Origin of the sequence: Paenibacillus sp. WLX1005, from assembly GCF_046603685.1 — a bacterium.
In the GTDB taxonomy this organism is placed as follows: domain Bacteria; phylum Bacillota; class Bacilli; order Paenibacillales; family Paenibacillaceae; genus Saccharibacillus.
The window spans coordinates 2,274,841-2,289,495 of sequence record NZ_CP176756.1 but is presented as its reverse complement, the minus strand read 5'-3'; the positions used below and the strand labels follow the sequence as shown (position 1 = coordinate 2,289,495).

Genomic DNA, 14,655 nt, shown 5'->3' with positions numbered 1-14,655 from the left:
GTCACTTGTTACTCAAGTATGCTCTGCTGCATCCAGTTGCAATTGTTCAATATGCTGCACCATGCCGGAATAGCCTTTCACTGTACGCGAAATAAAGGACAATACCAGATCGCTCCAACCGTAAATATAAAAGGTTCGCATATCCTCCGGTGGCACCATCGCGTTACGGTACGGTGCAATATCGATAATAAATGCTTTGGCATTCCGGTTGATCTGGTGACGATACGTTTGCAGTTCTTTGTAAAATTGGCTACCGTGATTTTGCTGCTCGTCGGTGATCATAATAATCTGATCGACCACTTCCTCATCATGGATCAGCTTGCGCAATGGAGCACCCGTATTCGTACCGCCGCGTGCGTGAATACGTGCTGCCTGTGACATAATGGATTCATGGCGTGAAGGCTTGGCATCCTGCACGAATGTATCGAACAGCCAGAACAGCGAATTGCCGTTGGTCTTTTTGTATAATGCCAGTGCAAAGACCGAACCGGTCTGCAAATACTCGCCAACCATCGAACCGGAAATATCCAAGAAAATCGCTGTCCGTCCCGGTAGATCAGGCAAATTGGCAAAGGTTAACTCCACCGCCTGTTCCAGCGGTTTGCGCAACGCCTCATTTTCCACTTCATGAAAAGCCTTCACAAAACGGAATGGCAGAATGCGTGATTTACGCAACGCTTCGGCATCGGTCAACCGTTCAGTAACATAGTTCAAGTTTTGCTTTTTCACTTTGGTCACATACGTTTTAGGGTTCCATACCCGCTTACCGGATGTTTTTAACTCTAGTTTCCCTTCGTGAACATGACCACCGAATACGCCCTGACGCTCCAGTGTGTTGAGATGACGAAGTAGCGCAAATGTAGGCATCTGCTTCATCAGTTCTTCCCACACTTCAACGCTCGGTTGAAGCACACTCGTCACGGTCTCGTAGGGCAGTTTGCCTTGACGAATCCAGTATATACGTTCCTGATCGTTTTGTGATCGTTTAAGCTGTTCCAATGCTTCCAGTTGTGGCAAATTGGTCAAATCCGTTTCATGCCCGCGTACATATCGGTACAACGCTTGTTGCTGGGCATTGTGAGGCTTTGGATGAGCGGTAGCAACCGCATCACCAAGCGAGAAGCCGCGTCCACGTCCATTATATTTGAGCGCCCAGTATTCACTCATACTGGATAAAAAGGCGGCAACCTGTCGCTTAACCGCACGTCCACCCTGCCCCCGACCTTGACCACGCAAAATGGTCATAAAGTCCGCCAGATCGGATGGAATTTTCACCACATGCGGAAATGTTTGAGCAAACAATGTCGGCTGGGCAGCAGACAGCAGTGCCAGACCATATAGAGGTTGCAGTCGCATAAAGCCTTTGTCGCGTGCATAGACAAGCGCCCGCGCCATAAACTCTGGATGCAGCTCCAGCATCAATTCATGCATGCTGTGCGCTTCGTTAATCAACTCTCGGCTATCCGCATAAAACGTATTGGCAAATGTATTCGTCAGCAGGAGCTGCACATACTCTTCCTCTACACTACGGTTATAGGCAGGATACGCTTCACGATTGACGGTTAGCTTGGATGGTTTGAGGTCTAGCATTTTCTTGGCACGACTCATGATATATTCCTCCTTGTAGAGCGTGTATGTTTTCAACATTCTGTTGATCTATTGGTAATGGCGCGTTGGCAGTATGTAAGGAATCCGAGGAAAAAATGGAAAAGGCGTTTGGCGTCAATCTGACAGCTATGAGCCAGTAAAGCAAAAGTCGAATTCAGATCGAAGTAGCCCTTTCCGACGCCTCGGACGGTATATCGTTATCGTATTGTTTGAAAATAGGTGGTGCCTGTGCAGTGACAGGGCACCGTTGTACTTGACATAGTATTCGCAAGTACAGGCATTGCTACATTTCGTGCTACTCATTGTGTCTACTTTACTTGCTGCAATTGCTTCCATGTCTTCACGCTACACTTGCTTTTACAATCTACATGTTCGTATTCTATGATATGCAAATCTGCACGCTCCGTTATTGATGACGTGCTATGTGTGATGCTTCTGAGATGAAGCTAAACAAAAAGCATATCCGAGGAAAAAGGTGAAAAGGTCCATTACCGCTCTACCATCTGAGCTATTCCGCCACATACGGCGGAAGCCGGACTCGAACCGGCGACCGGTCGATTAACAGTCGAAGTAACCCTTTCAGGCGCCTCGGATATCACATTTGCTGTGTTGCATGGCACTGCATTATATTGCTTGTGTATTACTTACGTGTGACTTACTCAGTTGCTATATGTTTTTCTGTATTGCTTGGCGTTTCTTTGATGTCCTTATCTTCGCATATCCCCAAAGTCGTCAACAGGGCGAAAGTATGGCGAAATCGAATTTGTTTATATTTTTACCTATTTCGATTGGCGCTGGTGCATGATTGCAATGTAACGATTTCTAATTACAGCCCTCTTTGCTACAATATGCTGTACAGCTATACCAGCATGGGAGGAACATGAAGATGGCAAGAGAGAGCTTTGATAAAGAAATTCAATTTTTACGTCTGTTGGCACTGACAGGCGGCGCATTTGACCGTCAGCAGTTCGCTGGACGCCTAGGTATTTCTGTACATACATTTGATAAAACGATCCGACGACTAAAAGAAGTGAACGGTGAACATGATCTGACCGATCTGTTTCGCTATCGATATGCCGATTCCGCAGAACCGGTACTGATGTTTCTGTTTCGCGCCAAATCGATGAAAGAATCAGAAAGTCGTCGCTTGCCAATTTTGCTCTCTTCGCTCAAGCAGCAAGACCGAACTGCCGCCGAACTGCTGGATGCGTGCGATGAGCAATTGGCGGAATATGACTTTGCGCCACCGGATGAGAAAACGATTCGTTCTGATCTGCGCTATTTGGAGGAGATTGGCGTCATTCGCCGTCAGCCAGGTGGACGACCGTATCGGTATCGTCTGAATCACGAGCTGACAGAATGTTTATCACAAGAAGAGTTAATCGAGCTGTATGAGTTTGTTGATGTGATGGCAAATACGCGAATTCCATCAGTACAGGGCTATCTGCTACGCGATAATTTAAAAAAAGCGCTCAAAGCAACGATTCCGGCAGAACAGTGGGATGACACGCTATTAGAGCCGTTTGGTTATCGATATCATTATGACGCGCGCATTCTGGATGAGGCGCATTTGTACACAGTGCTGCGCATGATTCGTGAACAGCGGTATATTTCGTTTCAATATTATTCGCCTAGCCGCAAACGTTCCTACGCTGCACGTCATACGAATCCATTATTTGCACCAGAGCAGGAGCCGCGTCGTCAGCACATATTGCCGCTTCAAGTAGTATACGATCATCAATATGGACGCTGGTATCTGATTGGAACACTGGAAGGTGGGCGAATTGCCAAGTTTCGTATGGATGGCATGGTCGATCTGAACGGTGAACAAGCGGCGGACACGGAACTATTTCAACAGCGTTTACACCAAATTCATCAGAAATTGCAGTATAGCTGGCTTGTTGATACCGGACCTCCAATTACAGTGAAAGCTCGCTTTTTCAAGCCGGCATTTCCTGCCAGCGATTTTATCCGCGAACGGGTGATGATGCAGGGACAGTGGGGCAATATTACGGAAGAAGATCAGCATAGCTTTGTGTTTGAGATTGTTGTGAATGGCTGGGTGGAGATTCGTCCGTGGCTACGCAGCTTTGGCTCAAGCTGTGAAGTACTAGAACCGAAGGGCTTGCGGCAATCACTGATCGAGGAATGGAAGGAGTTGCTGGATTACTATGAATCTGTTTGAGAAAATATTCAGCTACCAGCTCTCATCGCGACTGGAAGAAAATGATCTGTATACCCTCACATCGCAAGAGCGTTCATGGCTGCGCATGATGCTGTCTCATCCGGCAGCAGCCTATGCTTTTGATGAGGAGACACGCGCTCGTTTGGAGCAATGTACTTTGGATGACGAACCGCCCGTACTAGAGCATACGCTGATTGAAAAAGCAGGTACAACTGATGGGCAAAGCTACCTCCCTTGGCTTCGTCCATTGCGCCGCATCATGCGTCATCATCAGGGCATGCTGCTAGGACGACTAAACAAATATGGTGAACCAATCGCACCACAGCCGGGCATTCCATGGCGATTGGAGTATTCGATGGCACGACGCGAATGGTATCTATACTGGTTCAACGTAACTCGCTTCGCTCCGATGATTACAAGACTAGCGCATCTCCAATCGGTAGAGCAGCATGAGATGTCAAACCGAACGTACAAAAAGGCAAAGGAACGAATGGATAACTTTGTGCAGATGGATCGTCACAAAGCAGTCGTGCAGGTAGTGCCGACCTACAATGAGGAATTAACACGAATTTTGCACGCTTTTTCCTGTTTTGATAAAAAAGTAGAGTTTGATGAGGAGCTGCATACGTACTGGATTCACGTTCATTTTACGGGGAGCGAAAGTGAGTATGTACTGAACCGACTACGCTTTCTTGGCAAACGGGTGAAGGTGGTAGAAGGGGATCATCTGAAACGACGCATGCGCGAGACAGCGCTATGGGCATTGGCTCGTTATGGCGATGTGCATGTAGAGGAATCGGAGCAGATCGAGGATGAAGCATTTCGCGAGTGATGTCATTGCGTATGTTTAAATGTATAGCAAAGTAACAGCCGGAGCGATACACCATGGAGTTGATTCCATAGTCAACGCTCCGGCTGTTTTATTTCGTTATTTTATTTCGTTTTTGGTTGTTTAGTTTCGTTGTTTAGTTTCGTTGTTTTGTTGTTTTATTTCGTTCCGATGTTTCGTTCTGCTTTGTGTTAAGGCTAGCTAGCAATGTTGAGAATAGTTAGAGTTATTAAGCACAGCTGGCGTGGTTGATACTAATTAAGATTGTCGATCCTAGCTAGCATGTAGATAGTACTACCCCATCCATATTTACGAGATTCCTGTATTCTCCGCCATACGTGCATACGCACTTAATCGGAAAAACGCTGCCACCACGGGCTGCTGGTCACCAGCATGCAGTAGATAATTGTGCAGTTGTTGTTGCTGCTGTTGAAGCAGTTGTTGTTGCTGCTGTTGAAGCAGTTGAGCCAGTGTATCCATACGTAGGGAGGAAGCGATCTGCTCCATCGATTCCAATTGGGATAGTTCGTCCACCGACAGCTGGGCAACACCTCGAAGCAACACGCCCTGTAGCCAATGATTCAGATCATACAGCAATCGCTCCGCTATATTCAATTCAGCTCACACCCCTTCCCCACCTTCAGAAATTCGCTTGCTACGTAGAAATCCCCATTTTGATCCATTCTATATTTTTTGATGATTTTTCTATTAATATGCTCCGTCTAGCTTCAAGTTAATGAGACGATCCTTCTGCAGAAAACTGATCGGATATAGCTGCACCCCATCACTCTGCACCAGCGCATACATATCCGTCAGCTTATGAAAAGCAGTGCTACGCTCTAGTTGTTGTACCATTTTGCGCCACTCGGGATGATCCTGAATAATCAGACGGACGAGTTCTTCAGCAGACGTGTGCGCTGTAATGATCGTAGTCTGAGTCAGATGATCAAATTGCACCGATTGGATGGATGACAGATGTAGCATGTACAAGGACATTTGTTTTTCACCAAATAAGGATGGCTGTAGATCATCCTTCAACTGCTGCAATGATGACAGCGTGTAAGCTCCAAAATCCACATCTTCTACGGCAGATCGCGTCTGTTGCTCCATATGACCAATCTCACCCGCAGACAGACGATAATCCCGATTCGTCTTCACACCACGCAATTGCCACTGCTCTTGACCAAACTGCCGCAATGACAGATGTTCCCGCCACGGACAAGATTGATTGTACTGGATACTGTATGGAAAGGAATTGGCTTCATAGTAGACCGGACGCGTATCGCTATACGTATACATTTGCCGATCACGGAGACTGTATAAATAATAGGTAATGCCTTTGTACCCGGAAGTGGTCTCCCAAGGCTCTGCCCCAACGCCATACAGCTCCAATATCGGTACACGATAATATTTGCTGCGAAAGCTACCTGCCAATTCAGCACGCCGTGCCGGAGATTGCTGTTGCTCCCACGCATCCAGCGTCAAATAAGCCGATGTCAGGCGATTCAGCAAAACATCCATACGAAACCGCACATGCCGAGCGAAAAACATTTCCAGTTCGCCTTGAATCCCGCGCAGCATAGTTTCCAAATTGGGCAATGCTTCACTGTGAGCGGCAACTGCCAGCGTTTCCAGCCGGGCGGTCACCGTTTGTGGTAATCGTGCCAAACCCGTTTGCAGCAATTCGCCAAACAACTCACGGCATTCCTTCATGACCTGCGGATGTTGCTCAAAATTATACATATACTGCTCTAGCATATGTTCATCCTGCAAACCTTGATGCTGTCGATAACGCAGCAATGCTTCCAGTTTGTATAATTGAGCATCTTTGCCTTTTACTGTGCATAACGCAGTGGCAGGATCGGAATTGACATCATGGCTAAAAGATACCTCTACTCCGTAATCATTCAGCCGCACGGTCAGCAAAGTATCATACAATAGCTCAATGGACTGCGGACGGGCAAGTCTGAATTCTGCCTCTTCCAGCTGAGCGGTTGTGAATGACCGCAGCAATTGGGAAAGTGGCGTATCTAGTACCCAGCGGAATCGATCAGTAGCAAATGATTGTTCTGAAATCGCATTGGTTTTATCGGTTTCATGATGTTGTTCGGATAAAGGTTCCGATTCAGGCGATTTGTCGCGATAGACACGTTTGTCCTCGTCACCAGAACCAGAACCAGAACCAGAACCAGAACCAGAACCAGAACCAGAACCAGAACCAGAACCAGAACCAGAACCAGAACCAGAACCAGAACCAGTTAGATGGTGACGCTGATCATACAGGATTGCAATCAAAATATGCTTGCATATCGTTTCAGCTGGACAGCTGCATTCACATTGTTCCATCTGATACGACAACTGTACAACAATACCGTCACTTAACGTGCATCGTACCTTCTCGTTATCATTCCATTGATAGTCTACGGTGATGCCTTTATCCATGTCCTTTTGCGCACGGTTATATAATCCCTTATTGGCATAACGAATCAAATAATCTTCGGTACAGCCGGCAATAAACTGCCGGAATCGGTGTTCAAATGGTTCCATACATTGATTTACCTCCGCCGAGATCAGTCGATCTCGCCTGCTGCGCGCAGAATATCGTACACCGTTTCGCTAAATACGCGATCCGGCACATCTACCAGCAGCGACGATTTGTCTGGAGCATAGTAACGATGACGTTGATCTTGCTGATCATTTTTGTAAAAGCGCAGTTCTTCCAGCGAAATATCCTCCATACCTTCATAATACGAAATACTTGTACCGCTGAATCGCAGTTCAGCGATGAGATGGTCATACTGCTTATACAACTCATAATAGAAGCCTGCATCCTGCGCTTCACCTTTGAACCAGCCGTAACGTTCCATTGCTTTTGGGAAACCGGTTGGCGAATATTCACCGCTCGGTACAGCTGTCCATTCACGGCGCTGTAGCTCCTCTTCTTCCAGCGAATAGATACGCCGATCCAACTGGGTAAATGGCTGTACGACTTCATAATCTTCCAGCTGGGTCTTCCAATCTGCCAGTAGTTGTGGCTCCAATTCCAGCGGATGTACAAGACCGATCTGTGCGTCCTGCTCCAGCTCATATTCATCCTCATCTACTGTATTGAATGTCCCATCCTCCATATAGCGGAACGTTGCAGTCAACTCACCATTTGTATAGACGCCCCAGATCAGACTAACCGCAAACTGGCGCATAATGATGTTATGAACAAACAAATCGTTCCATTCGTCTGTCGTCCATAGACGACGTTTGGATAAGGATTCTTCCAAGCGCTGCGTTTGCAACGTCACCATCGTTTTGAGGTCTTTTTTTAACTGGGTAAACGTCGACTTGGACTGTTTCACCAGAGCTTCATCATCCTTTTGAGACGCGGCAGGTAAACTTTTGACGATTTTGCCATTTTCCTGATTGATCACGCTCAATTGCAGATCGCTGTTAACCTTTACGGTAAATGCGCGTTCACCATAGCTCAATTCCAATTCGCCTTTGCTGTCTAATCCCAGTGTAGTAACGAGACGGTCTGCGAGTTGTTCTGGCGTCAGATTCATATTCTCGGCTGCCAGATGCAGGGAATCGGCAGCAGCGGTTTTGACCTGACGATTTTTAATGGTACGAGATAATTGTTCAATCAGCATCAATGCGGCGGTATCGTTCAAATAAGCCAGCACACGTACAGCTTCTGCGGCGATCGCACCCCGACTATTTTCCGTCCAATCCTTGATCTGACTGCCCAGCATATTGATCAGGCGACGATCACCAAACATCGCTGCCAGATACAATATCCATTTCTCCTTCGCAGGTGCGCCCTGCTGCATCCACAACTGTACTAGCTCAAAAGCAAAATCAGCCAATGATTGCGGAGAAGCGTACTGCTTCACTTCATGCAGACGCTCGTTCGGCGACGCTGTAAAATCAAGCGATTGCAGTAGCAAATAACGTTTGATATTGTCATCCAGCGGCGAACCGTCTGTTGTTTGCAGCTGAGGCAACAAATCTACGGGCAACCACTGAATACGGCTCAACTTCTTGGCATCCGTCTTGGAAGCGATGGCGGCATGTGCCACTTGTGGCGGCTGATCCGCTGTATTCATCAGCACCTCGATCAAGTCGCGGAAGCTCTGCGACTTTTCCTTTTTCAACAGATTCGCATAGATCGCGCCAGCGTTATCGAGGCTACGCAGCGAATCCAGAATCCATTCTTTGACCGCCGCCTTTTTCTCCTGACTGTAGACAGTAGTGTACAATTCGCTATCGACATGACGGGCAAACTCGGCTCGCGCTTTTGCATTGATCTTTTTGGAGGAATCACCAAGACCGATACGCAGTGCTTCTGCTCGTTGCTTCATATCCAGCTGTTCATACGCATCATAGATCGTTTCCAGCACGAGTGTACGTCCATCCAGCGGCAGTTTACTGTACTGCTGCATACTTTGTAGCATATGCGCTTGCACGATAGCGGAATATTCCGATGTCGGTATCGATATATAGTAATATTCTGGACGTCCTTGCAATTGCAACATACTTGCCAGCAATTCATCTGTATCAATCTCTGCGTCGTCACTGTATACATTCAGCACTTCAGAACCTTTGAAAAAAGGCGATTTGTACAGGATCGACAATACATTCAATAGGGGAATATCCGGTTGAGTGATGGCAATGAGGAAACGACGGAATAGCTCCGAGCGTACTGGCAAATAGGAAATTGCCAACAGAATCTGACTTGCTCTTGAATTGCGCTGATCCTTGTTCCATAGCGCACGTACATGATCATTCGTATGCACAGCGGCTATGTCCAAATCTCCTTTTACATAGCTTGCAAGTGTATGCCCTGCCTTATTGCTATCCAGTCGGTCTTCCAGCGTTTGTAGTACAAGCTGTTCCAGCTGTGCTGATCCATTGGGTGACTGCACATGACCGGCATCCAGCAACACTTTGAAGATAAGCGCGCGTGTCGCTGCATTACGTGAAATCGCCATTGCATGCTCACTGACCTGATGATTGGCAGCAATCGTATTACGTAGTGTATTCCATGATGTGGAGTAATTGTTCAGCTCGTTGCGGATCATTTCAATCAAGCCGTACGGTTTATCGAGCGATACAATGCCATCTACCAGCGTCGATCTATCCAAATTGCGACCGGATAACTGGGTCAAATATTGTCTCGTTTCGAGCGGCAACACTTCATGCAATCCACGAATCGCATCTAGCAGCTGCTCAGCGATAGCATCAGGTTGCTTCAACAGATTCTTTTTGCCACCATGTAGTGTCAGCATGTAATAGAATGCCGTATGCACATACACCAATTCACGATAGATCTGATCGCTTTTGATCATTTGCTTGGATGGCTGAGAGGATGGAAAACGACGTGTCCATTCGACTTCACGCTGGCTTTGCAGAAAATCTGCATCCAGATCCAGATCGGAAGTCATATTGGAATTGCTTAACCGTACCGGCAATATACTCTGTAACATTTGCTGCAATTCACGATTCAGCTTTTTACTATCATGCGCTACTGTGTATTCTAATAATGGCGGTAACTGCTTACTGATCTTCTGAACGTACTTCTCGTCCAGTTCCCGATACAGATGCAGAAGTAGTAACAATTGCACGGCATAATCGATACGAGCAACTTGATTGCCTTTTTGCTTAAATACCGATGAAGATGGACGATTCAGATCGCTATTGGATAACAAAAACGTAATTGCTTTTTCAATGATTTCATGCCCTGCATATCGGGCGATCCCTTGCAATGCAGAGCGACCTTCACGCTCTACCTGTTCCCAATATTGTGTGCGGCTTGCAAGTGTAAGCGGAGTGATGCTGCTGCGCATGCACAATTCGAATATGTACCAGTTATTGTAATAGTAGCCATCCCAATTGCTCGATGTATGCAGCACAAGAGCAACGGCGCGATAGAAGGCATCATTATGTTCTTTTTTGGACAATTTATTTAGCGACTCAAACGTCTTATAAGCATACTGATTGGAGTTTTTCATCATATCCGGCTTGGTATCGGTTGCTCCGGTGATATAGTCCAGAATCTCTTGCTTGCGGTCGGTTAATTTGGAATATTCCTCCGAGCAATGACGGGCAAAGTTCTCCAACAACGGATCAATGGAAGTCTGATTTAACATCATATATTCCCCTTTCTCATTTTAAAATGTCCTACGGACGAGCTAGCGAATAATCTGACCAATCCACTCCGCCAACCGATTCGGCGTTACAGCGGCAACATGTGCCCCTATATCGGTCAAACGGCGCGCGGCATGACGGTTATATACCGCCGTTCCTTCAAAATTCAATGCCGGCAAAACAATCAATTGACTGCCAGCTTCCATAATATCGTGACAGGCAGCATACATATGCTGAATCGGATATCCTTCCTCCAGATCACTCACTAGAATGAAGATCGTACGCGCCGGGTCTTGGATCAGCGTCTCGCCGTAGCGAAGGGCTTTGGCAATATGGGTTCCACCGCCTAGCTGTACACTCATTAGCAGATCAACTGGATCTTCCAACTGATCGCTCAGATCGACCACCTGTGTATCGAAGATGACCAGATTCGTTCGCAGCGTATCCAATCGGTAAAAGATACTCGCCATGATCGCGCTATAAATGACCGAATCCAGCATACTACCGCTCTCATCAACCGCAATAACAATATTCCAGCGATTGTGCGGACGAATGTTACCGTCAAAATACAACCGATCCACTACAAAGCGCCTGTTGCGAAGATCATAATTTTTCAGATTACGTTCAATCGTTTTCTTCATATTGAGATTGCGTAGCGAACGTACATTGCTGCTCTGATACCGACTACGTTTGCCAATGATACTCGTACGGATATCCTGCTCCAATTGCTTGCGTAGCTGCTCCACCACATTGCGTACAATTTCTCTGGCACTATGCAGCACTTCGCCCTTCATCCGACCTTTGAATTGCATAATATTTTTGAGCAGGCTCATATTCGGTTCTAAGGATTCCAGTACTTTTTTGTCAAATAACAATTCACTTAATCCATATCGATCTAGCGCCTGCTTTTCCAGAATCTCAGCGGTATCTTTGGGAAATAGACGTCGTACATGATCCAGCCAGCCCGGTACGGTAAGCTGGGACGAACCGCGTCCACCTGTACGATCACGATAGCCTTGCTCCTCGCCGTATTCGCGATCATATAAATAACCGAGCACTTCATCCATCTCCCGATAGGCAAATTGCTGTGCATCATATTGTCCTGACTCAGCCAGCGACTCCTCCGCCGCTTCTCCTAATAGCAGACGCCAGCGATTCAACGTTTGACGCTGGTTTTCAGCATGCTGTGTATGGTCTGTATGATCGTTATTCATAATATCCACCGCTCCATTTCTTTCCGTATCGCCTGATCCAGTGCAGAGGTATGCTGCAATAATGCTTCATCCAGCGCCGGTTGCTCTAGCTCTGCTGTAGATATGCTGTATAGACTCGCTACTTGACTGGCAATCATCTGCATTTCTGTAGAGGTGAAAAAGGTAAATGCCAGCCGTAGCTCTGGAATCATCTGCACAAAATCGTCATGGGACAATTGCGATAACAGCTGATTCAACGATTTGAGCAAAGCAGGCTCATACAGAAACGCATCCCGTGCAGCCGCGAATACACCTTGCAAATAAGCCGCTGTATGCTTCACCTGTTCCGGTGTGCCTTGCATATAAGCACGCGCTCGCTCTGTCATTTCATGCTCTGGCAAATATCCACTACGCGACAGAATCGCCACACTAACACCTTCCAGTGCCGGTACCAATTTGAGCTGATCCAATAGCTCTGACAGACGATCATATAGCGGCTCAGGTGGAAAGGTGCCTGACTCCGCTTGCGACAGCATGTATAGCTGCTTAAGCGCCTGTACTATTTGGCTATGATCATCGGGATGTACTTGTTGCAGCGTATCGATTGCCGCTACCGCCTGATGATATGCTTCCTGCAATAACTCTGGCAGCGCATGATCATGTTCCCGTAGTCCCAGCAATCGACGATGTTCATGAATACGTTCCAGCATTGTTAACGCCCGGCATAAAGATAGAAAACTGCCATCATGCCGCAATGCCTGACGTGTCTGCTCCACCAGCTTGGTAGCGGTTTGCTCCAATCCCATTAGCAGTACACGCAGCAGCCACTCTGCCGTTGCACCACTGTTATGTTGGGATAGTGCAGCTACCTCCTGCTCCGCACGCCGGGTCGCTGCGATTGCCAGTGTTCCGCCATGGATCGAATGTTCAATCAATCGTGCTTCCGTATAAGAGGAATACGAATATGTCCATGTTTCCCGCATCAGATTGATATTCGTGTAAGATATCCAATCTGGTCCCGATTGACGTACTGCCAGACCTGTTCCGAGAAACTCCATCATGTGCAGCAGTCGGCTGATTTGTCGATGTCGTGGACGAGTATGCAGATCTAGCACCTTTTTATGTTTCCCAGTCGTACCCAGCTGCAATTTGCAAGCTGCTGCCTGACGTTTAAAATCCTCCACAATCGGTACTGTAAATGGATTCTTCGCTACTTCCCCAATACGATCACCAGTCAATAGAATGCGGAGCTGATCTAGCGGTCGGTCGGACACCAATGTGCGCTCACCTTTGATAAAACAAGACGTCACACTATCCAGCAGCTCATATACTCCGCCTTCCTGACGACCTCGTAATATAGCCAGTCCTTGAAACAGGCTATATGCTTCAATCGCATCACTCGTCGATACCGCTTCTTGTTCACTGCGCAATTCCTTCGCTAAGCGGGACAGTGTGACGATAGCCGTCTGTGACGCAGGATGGTTGATACCGTTCTGCATGTTTTGCCATAGCTGATCGTAATACGCTACATATGGCATACCGCTTGCATATCCATTGAGCCGATCCGCTTCCTGAAATGTATACACCATAGGATATATCTGCTCACGCAGCTCTGGGGTACGCTTTGTTTTGCTTCCATTTGCCGATGTTGAATCATCTACTGATACAGATAAAGTGGCGTGATTATTGCTCTTGTGTTGAATCAATCCATATGTATGAAATCCGCCAGTGAGTAATAGAACTTTGTTGTATTGCGCTTGCGCCGCCTGAATATGATGCAGCATATGACGTTCGCGTGACAGCGTCTCGTCCTGCTCCAATTGAGATGAGGTGTAGCACAGCCGCGATAAGGTGCAATACACGAATACATCCTGCATATATTGAAATGTATCTACATCCGCCGCTCCACTTTCAAACCAGCGATCCCATAGCTCGTCAAAGCTGCGACAATTCAGCTTGTGGCATAATGCTTGCATAAACGATGATCCTGTCAGCAGATGCTCATCTTGATACGAGGTAGATGGTTCTGCTGTAGATCGTTCTGCTTCGGACTCGTCCTGTGCTACGGAACGACGACGATAATTGAGATCGATGAATTTCGCCGGGATACCAAGTCGCGCCGCTTCGCCAATCGCTACATACTCCGGCGAATAATCCAATAATGGAAAATAAAAAGCAGCACGCTCCTCTCCTTGCTCATACGTATAATACAAGCTGACAGGCGTCACGGTATTGGGATCAGATAGTACTGGAATGAGCGCATCTCCAGCTTCCGGTCCTTCAATCAAAATGATCTCCGGCTCATAACGAGCGATCATTTGTAATAGGTGATGCGAGCAGCCCGGACTATGATGACGAATAGGCACATATAGCACCGGATTGTGCATATCAAAGACATGCTGCGCAAAGATAGATTCTAACTCAGCTCTGCTTATCGTATGAGAATGGAGTGTATCTGTATCCAAGTTGCTATCCGTATCACCGTTAAGCCGTTCTCTTTGTATATCTTCCATATCCAGACCTGTTGTGAGATCATCACAATCTGCAAACGTATTATATGTGCCTGTCACCATTGTATCGCCCATCTATGTTCACTCCTCCTTTCTTCCATGTCACAGTGGAGATCCATACAACTTCCGTCACATACAGATTTATTTATAGACCAACATACATGTACAGAGAGCCAAATACAGGTACAGATC

Annotated in this window: 8 protein-coding genes and 1 tRNA gene; 2 read left to right on the top strand and 7 right to left on the bottom strand. The window is 46.9% G+C overall.

Features of this window, described 5'->3' with window-relative positions:
• Positions 1–12: 12 nt before the first annotated feature.
• Together ACE3MZ_RS09950 and ACE3MZ_RS09945 are read right to left on the bottom strand one after the other, a co-directional pair.
• The gene (locus tag ACE3MZ_RS09950; RefSeq protein WP_411346276.1) at positions 13–1,608 is read right to left on the bottom strand and encodes a TROVE domain-containing protein; all 1,596 of its coding nucleotides are present in this window, start codon (positions 1,606–1,608) and stop codon (positions 13–15) included.
• A gap of 523 nt (positions 1,609–2,131) precedes the next feature.
• A tRNA-OTHER gene (locus ACE3MZ_RS09945) sits at positions 2,132–2,196 on the bottom strand.
• Between the two features lie 298 nt (positions 2,197–2,494).
• On the opposite strand from ACE3MZ_RS09945, the gene ACE3MZ_RS09940 reads away from it, so the two are divergent.
• On the top strand, positions 2,495–3,793 hold the full coding sequence (locus ACE3MZ_RS09940; RefSeq protein ID WP_411346275.1) for a helix-turn-helix transcriptional regulator: 1,299 nt from the start codon (positions 2,495–2,497) through the stop codon (positions 3,791–3,793).
• Positions 3,780–4,625: a WYL domain-containing protein gene (locus ACE3MZ_RS09935; RefSeq protein WP_411346274.1), complete on the top strand. Its 846-nt coding sequence runs from the start codon at positions 3,780–3,782 to the stop codon at positions 4,623–4,625. The genes ACE3MZ_RS09940 and ACE3MZ_RS09935 overlap by 14 nt, the downstream gene beginning before the upstream one ends.
• Before the next feature lie 306 nt (positions 4,626–4,931).
• On the opposite strand, the gene ACE3MZ_RS09930 is transcribed toward ACE3MZ_RS09935, so the two are convergent.
• From ACE3MZ_RS09930 to ACE3MZ_RS09910, 5 genes are all read right to left on the bottom strand, one after another.
• Entirely contained in the window at positions 4,932–5,237 is a 306-nt protein-coding gene (locus tag ACE3MZ_RS09930) for a hypothetical protein (protein ID WP_411346273.1), read from the bottom strand.
• A gap of 93 nt (positions 5,238–5,330) precedes the next feature.
• A complete protein-coding gene (locus ACE3MZ_RS09925) occupies positions 5,331–7,169 on the bottom strand; it encodes an SWIM zinc finger family protein (protein WP_411346272.1) in 1,839 nt (612 codons plus the stop codon).
• A 23-nt stretch (positions 7,170–7,192) separates the two neighbouring features.
• Positions 7,193–10,765, bottom strand: coding sequence for a DUF4132 domain-containing protein (locus ACE3MZ_RS09920; protein WP_411346271.1), 3,573 nt, complete (start codon positions 10,763–10,765; stop codon positions 7,193–7,195).
• 39 nt (positions 10,766–10,804) lie between these two features.
• Positions 10,805–11,974: a VWA domain-containing protein gene (locus ACE3MZ_RS09915; RefSeq protein ID WP_411346270.1), complete on the bottom strand. Its 1,170-nt coding sequence runs from the start codon at positions 11,972–11,974 to the stop codon at positions 10,805–10,807.
• Positions 11,971–14,538, bottom strand: coding sequence for a DUF5682 family protein (locus ACE3MZ_RS09910; protein ID WP_411346269.1), 2,568 nt, complete (start codon positions 14,536–14,538; stop codon positions 11,971–11,973). Before ACE3MZ_RS09910 ends, ACE3MZ_RS09915 begins: the two co-directional genes overlap by 4 nt.
• Between the last annotated feature and the right edge of the window lie 117 nt (positions 14,539–14,655).

Excerpts from the sequence above, each read along its gene's own strand:
- ACE3MZ_RS09950 (WP_411346276.1), bottom strand. The coding sequence starts at position 1,608 with ATGAGTCGTGCCAAGAAAATGCTAGACCTCAAACCATCCAAGCTAACC.
- ACE3MZ_RS09940 (WP_411346275.1), top strand. The coding sequence starts at position 2,495 with ATGGCAAGAGAGAGCTTTGATAAAGAAATTCAATTTTTACGTCTGTTG.
- ACE3MZ_RS09935 (WP_411346274.1), top strand. The coding sequence starts at position 3,780 with ATGAATCTGTTTGAGAAAATATTCAGCTACCAGCTCTCATCGCGACTG.
- ACE3MZ_RS09925 (WP_411346272.1), bottom strand. The coding sequence starts at position 7,169 with ATGGAACCATTTGAACACCGATTCCGGCAGTTTATTGCCGGCTGTACC.
- ACE3MZ_RS09920 (WP_411346271.1), bottom strand. The coding sequence starts at position 10,765 with ATGATGTTAAATCAGACTTCCATTGATCCGTTGTTGGAGAACTTTGCC.
- ACE3MZ_RS09915 (WP_411346270.1), bottom strand. The coding sequence starts at position 11,974 with ATGAATAACGATCATACAGACCATACACAGCATGCTGAAAACCAGCGT.
- ACE3MZ_RS09910 (WP_411346269.1), bottom strand. The coding sequence starts at position 14,538 with ATGGGCGATACAATGGTGACAGGCACATATAATACGTTTGCAGATTGT.